General features: G+C 47.1%; 17 protein-coding genes and 1 other annotated feature. Of the genes, 14 read left to right on the top strand and 3 right to left on the bottom strand.

Annotated elements, in window-relative coordinates:
• The first annotated feature begins 157 nt into the window (after positions 1 to 157).
• The 3 genes from ABGV42_RS07980 to ABGV42_RS07970 are packed head-to-tail and all read left to right on the top strand — an operon-like array spanning position 158 to position 4,168.
• Positions 158 to 1,039 carry a carbohydrate ABC transporter permease gene (locus ABGV42_RS07980; protein WP_347381195.1) on the top strand — a complete coding sequence of 294 codons (882 nt, stop codon included), beginning with the start codon at positions 158 to 160 and terminating at the stop codon, positions 1,037 to 1,039.
• Between the two features lie 22 nt (positions 1,040 to 1,061).
• Positions 1,062 to 1,907, top strand: a complete 846-nt coding sequence (locus tag ABGV42_RS07975; RefSeq protein ID WP_347381194.1) for a carbohydrate ABC transporter permease — start codon at positions 1,062 to 1,064, stop codon at positions 1,905 to 1,907.
• A gap of 5 nt (positions 1,908 to 1,912) precedes the next feature.
• Positions 1,913 to 4,168, top strand: a complete 2,256-nt coding sequence (locus ABGV42_RS07970; RefSeq protein ID WP_347381193.1) for an FAD-dependent oxidoreductase — start codon at positions 1,913 to 1,915, stop codon at positions 4,166 to 4,168.
• Between the two features lie 79 nt (positions 4,169 to 4,247).
• Here the strand turns inward: ABGV42_RS07970 and ABGV42_RS07965 are convergent, their stop codons facing one another.
• The gene (locus ABGV42_RS07965) at positions 4,248 to 4,838 is read right to left on the bottom strand and encodes a TetR/AcrR family transcriptional regulator (protein ID WP_347381192.1); all 591 of its coding nucleotides are present in this window, start codon (positions 4,836 to 4,838) and stop codon (positions 4,248 to 4,250) included.
• 178 nt (positions 4,839 to 5,016) lie between these two features.
• Here ABGV42_RS07965 and ABGV42_RS07960 point away from each other — a divergent pair, with 178 nt between their 5' ends.
• Positions 5,017 to 5,787 carry an SDR family NAD(P)-dependent oxidoreductase gene (locus tag ABGV42_RS07960; protein WP_347381191.1) on the top strand — a complete coding sequence of 257 codons (771 nt, stop codon included), beginning with the start codon at positions 5,017 to 5,019 and terminating at the stop codon, positions 5,785 to 5,787.
• A 177-nt stretch (positions 5,788 to 5,964) separates the two neighbouring features.
• Here ABGV42_RS07960 and ABGV42_RS07955 read toward each other — a convergent pair whose 3' ends face one another.
• Positions 5,965 to 6,555, bottom strand: a complete 591-nt coding sequence (locus ABGV42_RS07955; protein ID WP_347381190.1) for a biotin transporter BioY — start codon at positions 6,553 to 6,555, stop codon at positions 5,965 to 5,967.
• A gap of 113 nt (positions 6,556 to 6,668) precedes the next feature.
• Between ABGV42_RS07955 and ABGV42_RS07950 the strand changes: the two genes are divergently transcribed.
• From ABGV42_RS07950 to asd, 8 genes are all read left to right on the top strand, one after another.
• Positions 6,669 to 7,514 (top strand): ATP-binding cassette domain-containing protein, encoded by an 846-nt coding sequence (locus ABGV42_RS07950; protein WP_347381189.1) that lies wholly within the window; start codon positions 6,669 to 6,671, stop codon positions 7,512 to 7,514.
• Positions 7,511 to 9,241, top strand: coding sequence for an ATP-binding cassette domain-containing protein (locus ABGV42_RS07945; RefSeq protein WP_347381188.1), 1,731 nt, complete (start codon positions 7,511 to 7,513; stop codon positions 9,239 to 9,241). Before ABGV42_RS07950 ends, ABGV42_RS07945 begins: the two co-directional genes overlap by 4 nt.
• A gap of 143 nt (positions 9,242 to 9,384) precedes the next feature.
• A complete protein-coding gene (locus ABGV42_RS07940) occupies positions 9,385 to 9,678 on the top strand; it encodes a hypothetical protein (protein ID WP_347381187.1) in 294 nt (97 codons plus the stop codon).
• 184 nt (positions 9,679 to 9,862) lie between these two features.
• Entirely contained in the window at positions 9,863 to 10,438 is a 576-nt protein-coding gene (locus tag ABGV42_RS07935) for a GNAT family N-acetyltransferase (RefSeq protein WP_347381186.1), read from the top strand.
• A 15-nt stretch (positions 10,439 to 10,453) separates the two neighbouring features.
• Entirely contained in the window at positions 10,454 to 10,783 is a 330-nt protein-coding gene (locus ABGV42_RS07930; protein WP_347383175.1) for a VOC family protein, read from the top strand.
• 213 nt (positions 10,784 to 10,996) lie between these two features.
• Positions 10,997 to 11,587, top strand: a complete 591-nt coding sequence (locus ABGV42_RS07925; RefSeq protein WP_347381185.1) for an HAD-IA family hydrolase — start codon at positions 10,997 to 10,999, stop codon at positions 11,585 to 11,587.
• A gap of 29 nt (positions 11,588 to 11,616) precedes the next feature.
• The gene (locus ABGV42_RS07920; protein ID WP_347383174.1) at positions 11,617 to 12,024 is read left to right on the top strand and encodes a sugar phosphate nucleotidyltransferase; all 408 of its coding nucleotides are present in this window, start codon (positions 11,617 to 11,619) and stop codon (positions 12,022 to 12,024) included.
• A 183-nt stretch (positions 12,025 to 12,207) separates the two neighbouring features.
• Positions 12,208 to 12,482, top strand: a binding site (T-box leader).
• Positions 12,483 to 12,649: 167 nt separating this feature from the next.
• Positions 12,650 to 13,735: an aspartate-semialdehyde dehydrogenase gene (asd, locus tag ABGV42_RS07915; protein ID WP_347381184.1), complete on the top strand. Its 1,086-nt coding sequence runs from the start codon at positions 12,650 to 12,652 to the stop codon at positions 13,733 to 13,735.
• A gap of 63 nt (positions 13,736 to 13,798) precedes the next feature.
• Here the strand turns inward: asd and ABGV42_RS07910 are convergent, their stop codons facing one another.
• Complete coding sequence (locus ABGV42_RS07910; RefSeq protein WP_347381183.1) at positions 13,799 to 14,767, bottom strand: bile acid:sodium symporter family protein; 969 nt, start codon at positions 14,765 to 14,767, stop codon at positions 13,799 to 13,801.
• A 142-nt stretch (positions 14,768 to 14,909) separates the two neighbouring features.
• On the opposite strand from ABGV42_RS07910, the gene ABGV42_RS07905 reads away from it, so the two are divergent.
• Together ABGV42_RS07905 and ABGV42_RS07900 are read left to right on the top strand one after the other, a co-directional pair.
• A complete protein-coding gene (locus ABGV42_RS07905) occupies positions 14,910 to 15,377 on the top strand; it encodes a DUF6376 family protein (RefSeq protein WP_347381182.1) in 468 nt (155 codons plus the stop codon).
• Positions 15,378 to 15,825: 448 nt separating this feature from the next.
• Positions 15,826 to 16,623: a sulfite exporter TauE/SafE family protein gene (locus tag ABGV42_RS07900; protein ID WP_347381181.1), complete on the top strand. Its 798-nt coding sequence runs from the start codon at positions 15,826 to 15,828 to the stop codon at positions 16,621 to 16,623.
• The last annotated feature ends 59 nt before the right edge of the window (positions 16,624 to 16,682 follow it).

Genomic DNA, 16,682 nt, shown 5'->3' with positions numbered 1-16,682 from the left:
AATAGAACAAATTGATGTTTTTTCTTGACCGGACCGCCTATGGCAAGGCTTTTATTTGCATCATTCTGTTTTATGAACAAGGTGGATTTGTTACTTATGGGAACATTGCCGGGTTGATAGACTGGGGTTATCCCTGGAAGAAACGAGGCGAAGAACAATGCATAACAACTGGATGAGAAGACAGCGCATGCTGGGATATATTTTTGTCGGTCCAAACATGCTGGGAGTACTGCTTTTTTTCCTGATCCCGGCCGTCTACTCTTTTGGTCTCATGTTCACGGATTACAAATTTATGAACCCGGATATGACGTTTATAGGTTTGGACAATATCAAGCGATTGATGAAAGACCCGCTGTTCTTTTTATCCTTGCGTAATACCCTGATATTTTTGCTCGCTGTGCCTGTCTCGATCGTGATTGGTTTTATTGTAGCCGTCATCCTGAATCAAAAGATTTATCTAAAAAAGCTGCTGCGCGGGTTGTACTTTATGCCTTATATCACGAGCGGAGTGGCCGTGGCGTTTGTCTGGATGCTGATGTTTCAACCGAATCAGGGTCCGATCAACGGTTTCTTGCGCAGTATTGGCGTAGATAACCCGCCGGGCTGGCTCTCCACGACAACCTCATCCATGTACGCCATCGATATCATCTGGATCTGGTTTATGCTGGGCTACAACATGATTATTTATCTTGCTGCCTTACAGGAAGTATCGTCAGAGTTGCTGGAAGCAGCCAAGATCGACGGAGCCAGACCGCTTCAGATTTTACGCAGAATTATTTGGCCTTTGGTAAGTCCGACCACATTTTTACTGCTGGTCACCGGACTGATCATGGCCATCAAAACGTTCGGAATCATCCAGGCTACGACGCAGGGAGGACCTGGTAACAGTACGACGATCCTATCCCTGTATGTGTACCAGAATGCGTTCCGATATTACGACATGGGATATGCCGCAACGGTCTCCTGGGCACTGTTCGCCATTATTCTGCTGATTACCGTTCTTCAGTGGGTTGGCCAAAAACGCTGGGTCCATTATTAAATGATGAGGGGAGACCGAAGAAATGGAAGTCAAAAAACGTCTATCAATCTTGCAGCCTGGCAGTTTGCTCATCACCGTCATCATGTTGGCACTGGCCATAGTCATGATTATTCCTTTTCTGTGGATGATCAGCACCTCGCTGAAGACACCCAGTGAAGTCTTCAAATATCCCATTGAATGGATTCCATCCAATCTGACCTGGGAGCATCATCAAAAAGTATGGTCTGGTGCCAAAAGCTTCGGTACGTACTATTTGAATTCACTCAAGATATCCATCATTGGCATGGTAGGGGCCACATTTCTATCCGCTTTTGCAGCATACGGGTTTGCCCGCATTGATTTCAAGGGTCGGAATACGCTGTTTCTGCTCTATCTGTCCATGATGATGATTCCACCGCAAGTGCTTTTTGTTCCAAAGTTCATCATGTTTGAGTGGGCGGGAATCTATAATACCCATCTGGCATTGATTCTGCCTGGTTTGTTTACCATTTTCGGTGTGTTCATGCTTCGTCAGTTCTTCCTGTCCATTCCGAATGAAATATCGGAGTCGGCCTTTATTGATGGTGCGGGACACTTCCGCATATTCTTTCGTCTCATTCTTCCACTTGCCAAGCCGGCACTCGCCACACTGGCCATTATTGATTTTTCCTGGCAGTGGAACGACTATGAGAATGCACTTGTGTTTCTGATTGACGAGAATCTGTATACAGTTCCTCTGGGACTGCAAAATTTCATTTTGGAAAATACGGTGGATTATAACGGCATGATGGCTGCCGCTTCAGCAGGGATTATCCCCATGATCATTGTCTTTGCTATAGGGCAGCGTTACATCATTCAGGGATTGACCAATTCTGCCGTGAAAGGGTGATGGATATGAAAAGGGAACAGATTACCAGTGACATCACAATCATAGGAGCCGGGCTTTCAGGCATCTGTGCTGCCATTGCAGCCGCAAGATTGGGAAGTACGGTGTCACTGATCAATAACCGGCCCGTACTTGGCGGCAATTCAAGCAGCGAAGTGAGGGTGTGGGTTTGCGGAGCGACGGCACATGGAACCAATCGGTATGCTCGTGAGACAGGTATTATGGGGGAGCTGTTCCTGGAGAATCAGTACCGCAATCCGGAAGGCAACCCCTATCTGTGGGATCTGGTCCTCATGGAAGCGGTTCGCGCAGAAGAGCGGATCAGCCTGTTTCTGAATACAGATGTACACGAGGTGGAAGCGGAAGGTACGGAAGAAGACCGGCATATTCGATCGGTAACAGGATGGATGATGGGGTCGGAACGCTGGATTCGCTTTGAAAGTCCGGTTTTTCTGGATTGTTCAGGAGACGGCTTGATCGGATTTCTGGCAGGAGCCCGCTATCGTCTCGGGCGGGAGGCAGCACATGAATATGGGGAAGAGTGGGCACCTGAGATTGCGGATCAGATAACGCTGGGAAGCACGCTGCTATTTTACACTCAGGATGCGGGCAGACCTGTCAGGTTCGTGCCTCCGTCTTTTGCCAAGAATATTGAAGAAACCCCCATTCCAATCAAACGTGTTATTCGCAGCGGTGATTCAGGCTGTCATTATTGGTGGATCGAATGGGGTGGCGAACTGGACACCGTTCACGAGAACGAACGAATTCGGGACGAACTCTGGTCAGTCATTTACGGGATCTGGGATTACATTAAAAATTCAGGACAGTTTGATGCAGAAACGATGACACTGGAGTGGGTCGGTTCCATTCCGGGGAAAAGAGAATACAGGCGCTTTGAGGGAGATTATGTACTCAACCAGAATGATATTCTTGCACAAGAGCCGTTTGCCGACCGGATTGCTTTTGGCGGATGGTCGATTGATCTGCATCCACCGCAAGGCATGTATGCCGAAGCCAGTGGTTCCAAGCATATGCATGCCGACGGCATCTATCATATTCCTTACCGTTCACTATACTCGGTGAATGTGTCGAACCTGCTCTTTGCGGGGAGAAATGTAAGTGCTTCACATGTAGCCTTTGGCACGACAAGAGTTATGGCTACCTGTGCGGTAATGGGTGAAGCCGCTGGAACGGCTGCTGCGCTATGTGCAACCAAAGGGATATGTCCGCGATCGATCCATAGTCAGCATCTGGAGGAATTGCAGCAAACGCTGCTGCGACAGGATGCATCAGTCATCGGATTACGGAATGAAGACAACCAGGATCTGGCCCGCAAGGCTGTAGTAACTGCTTCCACGACGTGTACAACGATTGCAATTGATCAACCGGTGGCGTCCTATGCATTGGAGAGAGATATCGGAATTCTATTTCCCGTTGATCCTTCGCTTCAGGGGATAGAGCTGCTGGTATCGGCAGAGGAAAATACGGAACTCCACGTGGAACTCTGGGATACAGGGCGGGGAGAAAACTATGTTCCAGCAAATCAGATTGCGGAAACGACCATAAGTGTAGCTCAGGGAGAAGAACGATGGGTACCTGTTCAGATCAAATGGGAACCTGCTCATCCGCAGAATGCTTTTGTTATTGTCAGGCAGAATGACAGGATAAGACTCCATCAGTCCAGTCAGCAAGTATCCGGTGTGTTGGCATTTGAGAAGGGTGCAGCACCGCACGCCGTCGCTTCACTTGAGGATCATGATGAGTCTCAGCCCGTTGTTGCATGGAGCATGAAGGCGCTCAATCGCAAGCCATTTTGTTTTAAAATCGCAGGAGAGACGCATTCCTACGTACCTGGAAAAGTGATCGACGGCTATAAACGCCCTTATGGTGGTCCTCATTCATGGATGTCTCTTCCTCTGAATGAGAATGAGAACAGGGAAGCCTGGGTGGAGTTGGAATGGGAAAATGCGGTGGTGATACGAGAGATTCTTCTGACATGGAATGATGATGTGAATGAGGATCTCATTAATTTGCATCATCACCGGACTCCATTCGAAGTCATTCCGGAACTTGCGAAAACGTACCGGATCGAGGCAGAGGTGGGAGGCAAGCGGGTTCTGGTTCAATCCGTGAAGGACAATCGCAAGCGGACTAACCGAATTGAGTTGAAGGACTGTCTATCAACTAAGGCTTTGCGTATCGTAATCGAGGAGACCAACGGCGCTCCTTGTGCCGAGCTGATTGAAGTTCGTGTATATTCCTGATGAGCAGCGCCACCCCGGCGCTGTCTTTTTATTTTTTCATCTTGACGCTAATTGAACGGTTTGAGGCAGATCTATGAAATTACTTTTTTACATGAAAAATTGCCGTAGACAGCAGCATTAATTCTACAATTTGAGTACTCATATATTGAGGGGTGGTGGGGAAGTCCTCTTCAATCCAGCGAATCAACAGTCCAGCAACCCCGTGAGCCCGGTAGATGAACAGCCATTTCGGATCAATCAGTGATCCTTCCTCCAGCTCATATTCATATTCAGCGACAAACAGGTCTTCGATCGTCTTCGCCAGTTGGTAGCGAAAATCAACCTGGATATGGTCACTAAGCAACAGCTTATATATAGAGGCATGTTCTTTCAAATACAGAAACAACGTGATGTCCTCGGTGTGCATTTCTTTCAGGTTTACTCTCGTTATGTACCGATAAGGATACTTGATTTGATTAACAAATTCTTCGAGAACCTCCTGAATAATTTCACCTAGCAGATCCTCTTTGGTTGCAAAATTGGCATAGAATGTTCCCCGATTATAACTCGCTTCCCTTACAATCTCCGAAATGGAGATCTGATGAAAAGGCTTATCCTGAAGTAAACGCAAAAACGTATGTTTAATATCGGATTTGGAGCGCAGGATACGCTTGTCCAGCTGCACGTTCATCTTATATTCACCTCTTTTACAGTATGGTTGAATTGTCATAATAACGCAACTTAATGAACAGAATGTCATGTTCTGTACAGTAACATACAGTTAAGGGCATATTACGGATTGAATAAGGGTAATGATATCGATATATTGAGGATTGTTTAGAATTCATATTAAATTGGAGGTATTCATCATGACATTTCCCGTTTTGGAAGGAAAAGTAGCAATCGTAACAGGTGCAGCCATGGGCATGGGCGAAGCAACAGCCAGACTGTTTGCAGCAGCCAAAGCCAAAGTTGTGGTAGCCGATTTTAACGAAGAAAAGGGGCAAGCTGTTGTGGAAGCAATCCGTGCGGAAGGCGGTGAATCCGCTTTCGTGAAAGTGGATATTTCCAAAACCGAAGAAGTACAGGCTATGGTTAAATTTGCAGTGGATACATACGGACAATTGGATGTGGCCGTGAACAATGCCGCCCTGACTCCGGATGATAAACCAGCAGCGGAATTTGACGAAGCATACTGGCATCGCCTCATGTCGGTTGACCTGACAGGTACTGCGCTCTGCATGAAATATGAGCTTCAGCAGATGTTGAAACAAGGCAAGGGCGGATCCATTATTAACATTTCGTCTGTGAGCGGATTCCGTCCTCAACCGAACAATATCGCTTATGTCGCTGCCAAACACGGTGTTGTAGGTATGACCAAAGTTGCTGCAATGGAGAACGGACCGCACAATATCCGTGTCAACACGGTTGCGCCAGGCGCGATCGACACGCCAATGCTGCGTGGTGCTCTGGATCAATTCGGCTTCACGGCTGAAGAGTATGCACCGCAGCTCAGTTTGCTAAATCGCTTCGGACAACCTGATGAGATTGCGCAAGCTAGTCTGTGGCTGGCATCCGATGCATCTTCTTATGTGACAGGTACAACAATTCATGCGGATGCAGGATATACATCACGTTAAAAGATTCCTGTTCGCTAACTGGTCGTTAGAGCTGGGGAGCAAGAATCACCTTCATGATTCAATTCATTAGCTAAGTTCCTTATTGTATTTAAAAAGTCGTTACCTGCGTGGATGTAAGTACCTTCATGCACGCGGAAACGACTTTTTAGCTTGAGCATTTATTAGATTATGTGTTACTTAGGAATCTGCCTTCACAATGGTCGAATTCAAATTACCTGTCAGTCGCTGCGGCGGGAATACCATACGAACCGGCGCGATAATGATCGCAGCAAAGAGTGCTTTGATCAGATCTCCGATAATGTAAGGATAGAAACCTTGAATCATGGCTTCCGGAAGAGACATTTTATAGGCATAAGCCAGCCAAGGTACGCCTGAGACATAGATCAGCAGTGATCCGAACAGTTCAAACACGACAAATGCCAGTACATAACCGCCGATTCCTCTCAGCTTGATTCGTGCTAGCAGCAATCCAATGAGCAGGGCGGCGAATGGCCACATCATGACGTATCCGCCTGTTGGACCCAGAAGTACGGCGAGGCCGCCGGCCCCGTGCAGAAGTGGGAACCCGAGAGCAGTCAAAATAACGACCAGAGCAATACTTAGAAAACCGTATAACGGGCCCAGTAATCCTCCCGCCAGCATGACGGCAAGCGTCTGCAACGTAATGGGGACGGGAGAGAAACCGATGGGAATACTTATGTAACCAAAAAGAACGAGTATAGCTGCCATGAGTGCACTGAATACAATACCGCGTAAAGATAACTTCATGATTGAACAATCCTTTCGATTTTGGTAATCTTATTGTTAACCAAAACAAGAAACGGTGGTTAACGATTTGGATCGTACCACAAAAGAAGCAAAAGGGAAAGGACCAAATTTCGATGCAGGACGTTATGCCTCTAATTAAACTGGAACATGCACGAGTCCATTATGCGGCCGAATCCGGCCAAGTTCGCAAGGCGGTGGATGGTGTTTCCCTGAGCGTGCATCCGGGAGAATGGATCAGTATCGTAGGAGCCAATGGCAGCGGGAAAAGCACGCTGGCCGCAGTGCTGATTGGCTTCACACAACTATCAGGCGGAACAAGACAGACGATTCCTGAGCTTGCCGTTCGCGGAGTGCTGCAGCAGCCTGATGCGCAGGTGCTTGGAGATACGATTGAGGAAGAATTTCATTTTAGTCTGTCGCCGTTCGTTGATTCCATAGAGGAACAATTACGGCGTAGAGAAGATGCCTTACATATGGTGGGCCTTAAACATCCCCCGGAAACAGCAATATCTCGTCTGTCTGGCGGCCAGAAGCAGCTGCTTAATATTGCGGTAGCCCTGGCCTCGGAGCCGGATGTACTTATTCTGGATGAACCTACAGCCATGCTGGATCCGGGAGCGAGAGAGCGAATAGAAAGCATTGTAGAATCTGTCGTTCGGCAAGGAACCGCAGTCATCTGGATTACGCATCACTTGGAAGAAGCAACTTTAAGCAATCGGATTATCGCTATGGAGCAGGGGCAATGTGTGTATGATGGGGGACCTTCGTCATTTTTCTATGGAAATACGGACGCGGATTCTCCGGCAACAATCGCTGGGGCACAAACACCTTGTGAGCGACTGAGGCTGGATGCACCTTTTACCGTAAAAACCGCTCTCCTTCTCAAACAGCAAGGTTTTCTGGATCAAACCGCCACACCGCTCCGACCAGAGCAGCTGGTGAAGGAGGCTGCCCGATGACTATTGGACTGGATCACCTGACCGTTTCAGCACCTGAAACCGGAACACGGGCACTCCTGCAGGACCTTACCATTCAGTTTAACAGCGGTGAAATAACCCTGTTACTGGGCTGCACGGGATCCGGCAAAACCACCCTCTTACAGACGATAGCAGGTCTCAAGCCGCCAAGTGCAGGTGACATTACCTTAAATGGTGAACCCTTCTGGCAAAATGGAAAGGTACCGCGATCGATTTTGCTGCAGATGGGATTGGTATTCCAGTTTCCGGAGCAACAGTTATTTGCCCGAAGCATACATCGGGAGTTCTCCTATTCCCTTCGCCCTTATCCATTATCGGATGAACAAAAGAAACATCAGATGACCGAAGCTCTTGTACAATGGGACCCGCCAACGGGTTCTGATGAGGTGAACCAGCGTTTCAATCTGGATAGATCACCATTTGCGCTGAGCGGGGGTGAACGAAGAAGGCTGGGCCTGGGGCTCGGGACGGCAACGATGCCTGAATGGCTGCTGCTTGATGAACCCAGCGCCGGATTGGAGGCGCAGAGTGTGCTGCTTCTCCTTGACGTACTTGAACGGCACCGGGATGCAGGCAAGGGAGCGGTTGTGGCCACTCACGACCTGGATACATTTTTGCCGGTTGCGGATCGTGTTCTTTTGCTACGAGAGGGGCGATTGATTGCGGATCTCACACCGAGGGAACTTCATTTGCAACCCGAGCTGCTGGAGGAGGCTGAGATCGGTTTGCCGCCTTCCATGCGGCTTGCCCAGCAATTCAGAGCGGCTGGTATCGAATTGCCCACTGCATTGACGCCAGAGGAGATGGCTGCAAGTATTGCTCAGTCCCCATTTGTTGCTTCGAATAAGCTTCACCAGCGGGTGGAGCAGAGAAGTGTGCAAGAGACCAGTGAAGCGAGCCAGGATGATTCAATAAAAGTGGAGCGTTCCATTGAAGCCCAAGCGGTGCTTCCATCCAAAGACATTTATCATAATATGGACCCGCGTCTCAAATGGCTGCTGTACATTCTGCTCGTGACTGCAGCCATGCTGCAGCACCGCTGGCTCGGTTTGTCCCTCACACTGGTACCGGTCATTTTGGCTCTATGTGTATTGCCTCGTCAGACTCTGGCAGGCTGCGTGAAGCTAATGAAACCATTATTGCTGTTTTTCATCATATCGACAGCCTTATCCGGAACAACGCTTGATACAGAAGGAGGGAGTCTCCGATTCGGATTTTCCTTGCTTCAGGCAGAGGCAACACTCCTGAATGTGTATCGTTTGTTTATCGTTACTTTGGCGAGCCTCTGGTTTTCATTAACTACGCCATATGGCCGAATGGTGGAAGGATTAAACTGGGTGCTGGGCATGGGTAAGAAGATCAGGCTGCCCGTTGCTTCGTTTGCGCTTGCCGTTTCGTTGATCTTCCGGTTTATCCCCATGATCTGGAGCGAGTGGCAGCGATTCTCCCTTATTGTCAGGTCACGCGGTAAAGCTGCCTTGAAGCCAAACACGGTTAGGGTTCGGGATCTAGGTCCGATGGTTATCCCCTTATTAATGTCGTTATTGCAGCGAGCGGAAGAGATGACGATCGCCATGGAAATGCGGAAAGTACGGGAAAACCCCATGCTTGGCGTACGTTCCACTCTGTTGGTATGGTCCAAAAGGGATACGATCATCTGTGGTATAGGCCTTATTGTTTTTGTTTTGTTCATATCGATACGTAAATGATGACGAGAGAACACAGCACGGATTCATCGCATGAATCAATGCATAAAACGCAGTGTTTTTCATGGATTATGCATAAATGGCATGGTTTTCGCTCAAAATAGACGTGCCTTGGATACCTCAAAGCGGATATGGAGGGACGAACGATGAAGGACAAGTTTTTGCAGGAAGAACGGCGCGAATATACTGATCTGTCTACGGTGGAGTCGCAGCGGAATGACCTGGCACTGGAGGAGTTTCCGGAAGGCCCTTACGGCTCATCGTTACTTTCAGAATCTCTTGGAAAGAGTTCGCCGTGGCGAGTGGATCAGCGATCCGCCCATCGTTTTGATTATGAGAACCATGAGCTTCATGAAGGAGAAGTGCGGGATTATCCAGGTCAGGATGTCTTCGATGAATCGGTTCCTGATCGCGTGACTAAGCCCCAATATTCGGAATAATTCGCGCGGTTCATTGTACACAAATTAAATAGCAGCCTCCTGGCAGAATGTTCTGCTTTGGGGGCTGTTTGGCGTTCACTTCATGTGAAAAAGAATCTACCGCTAATTCCACAATCTGGGTTATTATTGGTTTAGTTCATTAGATGATGGCAAGGACGAACTGACGGGAAATGGGGATGAAGAGATGAGAGAGATGGACTATAGCCATTACTTTTGGCAGGACGAGCAGATCAGGCTGCGTGCTCTGCGCGAGGAAGATTGGGAAGCTCATTATTATAACCGTTTTGATACACCTGCTCGTCGTCTGCTGGAATGTGCAGTGGAACTGCCGCCGACGTTTGCCGAAGCCAAACATTTTACAGAGACATTCTCCAATTTCTCCATTGCGCACGGACGTATCATGTTCTCGATTGAGGATTTGCATGGAGAGTACGTTGGCGGCGCTAACATCAACAGTATAGATGAAAAGAACGGCACATTTAGTATTGGCATACAGGTCGATCGGGATCATCGGGACAGAGGGGTTGGAACGCGAGCCATTCGGATTCTGCTGAAGTATGCCTTCTTCGAGAGAAGACTCAACAAATTTAACGATTATGTCCTTGAAGGGAATGAGCCTTCAGCAGCCATGATGAGAAAGCTCGGTTGCGTTCAGGAAGGTGTACGAAGAAAGGTCATTTATACGAACGGTAAGTACCTTGACCTGATCCTTTTTGGATTGACCAAGGATGAGTTCGTAGAGAAGGAGGGACTTGCATGAGTCCTCTAGAATCAAATCGGCACAGTATTTATACCCGTCCGTGACGTTGAGCGCGCGAGAGATTGGTATTGTGACATCTTGGGCTTGCCTGCGGATGGCGAAATACTGTTTGGGCACTTATACATCGTTCCGATGAATGGAACACGGATTGTGCTGGATAGCAAAATTTATGCTGAGGAGCATACGTTCAAAACGCCGGCATTCCATTTTGATACGGAAGATATTGAGGAAGCCTATGCGTTCATGCAATCCAAGGATGTTAATATAACGACACCCATTGAGCATGATCACTGGTTCAACTTTCAGGATCCGGATGGAAACATGTTAATGGTGTGCAAGTGTTAGCCTGTGAAAGGAATACTAATACGTTTATCGTGAAAATGCCAGCAGCCTTTCAAAGTGAATCGGAGTTTGGTCTCATGGAGACGTTCAGCAATGTCCATGCCATCGATGCCAATCATACGATGATACAGTCATGGAAACCGGAAAGTTAGTGTGGTTAGGGATGGTGGTGCGGGAACATTTACGAGAAAAGTCGATCTTAACAGAGGTGAAGGAATGGAAAATAAACCTCAGCTTGTGTTGGACTTAGCGGGAGTTCTGATTACGAACCTGTCCGCTTCATTTTGGCAAGAGCTTGCAGGTCATGCAGGCACGACTTTTACTATATTCATCGAACAACTGAGCGCTATTCGGAAAGACCTCTGGACAGGACAATTGAAAGAGGAACAATTCTGGATCTGGCTGCAATCGCAATACCCCAAGGTCGATAAAACCTATGCTTATGATTTGCTGAAGCGCACGACAGAAACATTACCTGCGATGAATTATCTTGAACGATGGAGTCAGCACGCTGATATACATCTGCTAAGTAATCATTGCCATGAGTGGGTTAAACCGATATTGCTGACGATCGAAAAGTACACGAAGAGCATTACCATTTCGAATCAGGTCGGATTCTGCAAACCTCATAGGGAAATTTATGAAATTGTACAATCTCATATGGACTTTAGCACTCGTATTATATTTGTAGATGATCAAATGAAAAACCTGAAGCCTGCTGTTGATCTAGGTTGGGAAACAATGCTTGTAGATGAGCAACATTATTGGATTGAGCATTTGGACAATATACTTACCATACGAGCTTAGAATTGCAAATTAAATGAGTATTATAGCCAATAACCCTTTCTCATTCTCCAAGGAGATGGAAAGGGTTATTTGGGATTATCGATTCAGAGGGGGCGGAGGACCGGGTTCATCGGATTACCAATCTCGTGGAGAAGCCTGCAATGGAGGAGGCACCATCGAGAACTGCCGTGATGGGCCGTTATATTCTGAAACCGTCCATATTTCCCATTTTGGATCAGATCGAGAGGGGCGCAGGAGAAGAATATCAATTAACGGATGCGTTAAAAGAAGTGAGCCAGATAGAGGAGCTGCTCGCTCTTGAGCTTGAGGGCCGCCGTTATGATATTGGCAATCAGTTCGGTTACATTCATGCTATTCTGGAGATTGGACTCATGCGCAAGGAGCTGGAGCAGGTACTATCCCCATACCTCAAGCAGCTTGCGACGCAGTGGGGGTAAATTACGGAATGTTTAAGCATCAATCCATCCGGTAGAATCTGGTGATCTACGTATACTGCAGGCTTGGCCTCCTGGTAACGAATGCTTTTGTCACTAAAACGTAGTAAATAAATATCCAATTGCAGCAAATTATAAAAAATATGTTTACTTCGCAATGGTAACTTTGATATTATAATCGCAATATCAAATGCGACGAAGAGATGAGTAAATAAAAGTATTCTTTCTCAGAGAGCCCCGGCAGCTGAAAAGGGGTAAAGGATTTTTATTGAATAAAGACTCAGAGCAGCACATCGGAACTTATCAAAATAAGGGATGGTGTGACAGGAGCTCCTGTTACAGAGCTGGAGTATGGCTATGACCCCTGGTTAGGTGTGTTGTATCCTTAACTCGAAGAGGCTGATATGGCGACATACCGGCGAATCTGGGTGGTACCACGAGTGTTCAATCTCGTCCCTGAGACTTCTGTCTTAGGGGTGGGATTTTTTGGTTTTTCCAGGGGTGTTGACTACACGCTTTGGATTCACCTGAATAGTGTTTACTAAGGGAAGAATCATGAGTCCCAGCAACCAATGCAGGAATGAAAATAACTAATGTTGAACTCACACCGAAAGGAATTGATGATGATATGACAGCAAAATTGAAAGTCGGTATTGTCGGAGGAACAGGGATGGTAGGCCAGCGTTTTGTAGATCTGCTGAATGGTCATCCATGGTTTGAAGTAACAGCTATTTCGGCAAGTGCCAACTCGGCAGGCAAAACATACGAAGAATCGGTTCAAGGCAGATGGAAACTGGCTGTTCCCATCCCTGAAGCGGTGAAAAAAATCGTAGTACAGGATGCTTCTCAGGTCGAAGCGTTCGCGAGCCAGGTTGATTTTATTTTCTGTGCCGTAGATATGAAAAAAAATGAGATTCAAGCACTGGAAGAAGCTTACGCCAAAACGGGCACTCCGGTTGTCTCCAACAACTCGGCTCACCGCTGGACTGCCGATGTACCTATGGTCATTCCAGAGATCAACCCAGGGCACTTGGAAGTGATTGAAGCACAGCGTAAACGTCTGGGCACCCAAACCGGATTCATCGCAGTTAAACCAAACTGCTCCATCCAGAGCTATGTACCAGCACTGCATGCGCTCCGTGAGTTCAACCCGACTCAAGTGGTTGCTTCCACGTACCAAGCCATTTCAGGAGCAGGGAAAAACTTCACAGACTGGCCTGAAATGCTGGATAACGTGATTCCATACATTGGTGGCGAAGAAGAGAAGAGTGAGCAGGAACCACTCCGCATCTGGGGAAGCGTGCAAAACAATGAGATTGTGAAAGCTTCGTCTCCACTCATCACGACGCAATGTATCCGTGTTCCGGTAACGGATGGGCATCTGGCTACGGTATTTGTCAACTTTGAGAAAAAACCTTCCAAAGATGAAATTCTGGAGCGTTGGTTGCAATTCAAAGGGCGTCCGCAAGAGCTGGAACTGCCAAGTGCACCGAAACAGTTTATTACGTATTTCGAGGAAGAAAACAGACCGCAAACGAAGCTCGATCGCGACATTGAGCGTGGAATGGGCGTATCAACAGGCAGACTGCGTGAAGACTCCCTGTATGATTACAAATTCGTCGGACTGTCTCATAACACATTGCGCGGTGCTGCAGGCGGCGCTGTCCTGATTGCTGAGCTGCTCAAAGCGGAAGGATACATTCAACCGAAATAAAAACATCATATTGAAACAAAGAAAAACGCCAACGGTTGTTGGCGTTTTTCTTTGTTTACGTTCTTAGGCTGCTGACGTTTTATCTGCATTTTGCAGCAGCTGCGAGTGACGTCCGAGCAGATAGCCCGTCAGGGAAGCCAGCATTTGCTGGAAAACCATCCCGAGAACAACTGGCACAGCGACGGGAGGTGGGAAATAGGATACAGCAAGCACCGCTCCCGCGCTGATATTGCGCATGCCTCCATTGAAAACGAGTGCCACTTGGTCAGCCTCACTCCAGCCCAGCAATCTTGCAATGAAATAACTAAGTGCATAGCCAAAGGAAGCCAGGAAAATGATGATCGCCGCAAGACCTGCCAGTCTCCAGTTGAAATCGGCGAGATAAGGAGCAACAACCGATCCATTAATAGCAACAACTACTGCCATAAACAACTTGGAGAATGGATTGAGTCTTGGTCCCCACACCGGAACAATGGCTCCTTTGGTCCATTCATTCAGCAGCATGCCGACCAAAGATGGCACGACGATCATCCAAAACAGACTGCTCATAATAGCTCCCATATCCAGCGTAACGCTGGTCCCGATCAGCAGTGAAAGAACACCCGGAACGACAAATGGGGCCAGCATGGTATCGATCAGGATAATGGATAACGTTAGAGCGATATTGCCGCGGTAAATGCTAACCCAGATGAAGCTGCTTACACCTGTCGGAATCACGGCTGCTAGAACAAGTCCGGTTATCGTATAAGCGTCCATCGGAAAAATCAGATGTCCCATACCCAGTGCGATCAGAGGCATCGCCAAATGCAATATGAACAGACAAACAAACAGGGGAAAAGGCTTTTTCAGAACATTCAGAAAATCCCTAAATCCGAGACTGATGCTTCCTGCGAACGTCATAAATGCAAAAAGCCAGGGTGATAAAAAAGTATACGAAGAAAGAAAAGTTCCGCAAAGTACGCCAATGATAATGCTGATTGGAGTAATCAGTGGCATGATGCGGTTCAAGCGCTGATTCAAAGCCTGAAGCATATTCATGACATCCCTTTACCGTGTGATTCTTCCATTATACATGTTCAATCCTATGAGTGCAGACCGATTTGCATTCGGGTATGCGGAACAGCTATCATTCAATTAGGTAAATTACTTCTGATATCAGGAAGGGAAGATGCTCATGATTTTACGTAAACGAAGGCAAACGCTGTTCATGGCAGGCTTTATTGCTGCAAGTGTTTCTATCATTTCGGCTTGTTCTGTTGTAGAGCAGGCAAACGAAAGTTTGAACTACGTCAGCGGAGCAACGAACTATATCGAGCAGGTTTCCAGTGCTGGCGCAGAACTTCAGCAGCTTGCATCGGAAGCCGTAAACAATCCTCAGATAACCGAGCAGATCCAGACGAAAATTGATCAGATCCAAGCGGAAGCGAGTGAATTCTCGCAGCTTACCGCACCGGCCATCGGTGAGAGCATTCATGAAAATTTGGTCAGCTACAACAATCAGTTAACCGAAGTCGTGGATCGTTTCGAGACCACCATAGCAGAGCAGGGCTTTACGGCGGAGAACTGGGAAAAGACCGGAATTCCGGAACTGATTAATAATATCAATAATTTAAAAGATCCGTTAAGCGGACTAGGAAATTAATGAGCCGAAATTTAAATGTTCAGCAAAAAAGGTGCCAACGATGTAATTCGTTTAGCACCTTTTTATATTTCAGCTTTATGGAATTATTCAATTTTACTTGCTCCCAGGCGCTTACCGCTTATCGATCCAGCGGAGACGTGGTACAATGAGCAGGGACGTTTTTATCATTTTGTGGTGTCATACACGATGCGTACACCGAGAGATCCGTAGCTTTCTTCTTTGTAATTGCACTGGGTACAAGTCTTGGTGGAGCAGAGCGAATCACTGCACACATGCAATTTTTCGTTGCAGTGAGGGCATTTATTTTCAAAAAGAGTCTTGAACAGATTAAGCATGCTTAATCACTCATTTCTGATTAATTTACTTGGTTTTATTATAGCCGATAAATTTTGCTGCGTATACAGTTTTTTGACAAGGTTTTTTTAATGCAAGAAAGGAAGAATTACCGATGGATGTTCTGCTTTTTATCATCATGTTTATACTGGGTCTGGTCGGTTCCTTCTTCTCCGGTTTACTGGGTATTGGTGGAGCTATTATTAACTACCCGCTGCTGCTGTATGTTCCCTCACTAATGGGACTCGAGCCATTTACTGCACATGAGGTTTCGGCCATCAGCATGTTTCAGGTATTCTTTGCCTCATTGGCAGGTGTAGTTGCATTTCAGAGAAAGAAGAAGAAGGCAAGAGATGGTCACGCTCTGGTGAATAGAGCGCTTGTGGCTTACATGGGCACCAGCATTCTCATCGGCAGCCTGATCGGAGGTATCATATCCGGTCATCTGGATGGAGATGTCATTAACTTGATCTACGGCATATTGGCGATTATAGCGATTGTCCTCATGTTGATTCCAGGAAGAGGTACAGAAGATTATTCTGATGTTGTGGAATTTAATCGATGGATTGCTGCTGGCGCGGCCTTTGCAGTGGGCATTGTCTCGGGTATTGTTGGCGCAGGCGGTGCATTCATTATGATTCCGATCATGTTGACGGTGCTCCGTATTCCTACGAGAACAACGATTGCCTCGTCCCTGGCCATCGTGTTTATATCCGCGATTGGTGGAGTAATTGGAAAAATCAGTGGCGGAGACATTCCGATCGAGCCAGTCATCTATACCGTTATGGGGAGTCTGATTGGGGCGTCACTTGGTTCGAGGGTCAGTTCAATGATTAATGTAAGTGTACTCCGTTATGGTTTAATTGTTCTCATTGCCGTGACAGCCGTGAAAGTGTGGGCTTCTATTCTATAAAGCAAGGGTCAGTGGAGTGACCGTGACATTTCGTAACCAAATGGTCTAATCACCGTATA

Origin of the sequence: Paenibacillus pabuli, assembly GCF_039831995.1 — a bacterium.
Taxonomy (GTDB): domain Bacteria; phylum Bacillota; class Bacilli; order Paenibacillales; family Paenibacillaceae; genus Paenibacillus; species Paenibacillus pabuli_C.
This window is presented reverse-complemented; position numbering and strand designations above follow the sequence as displayed.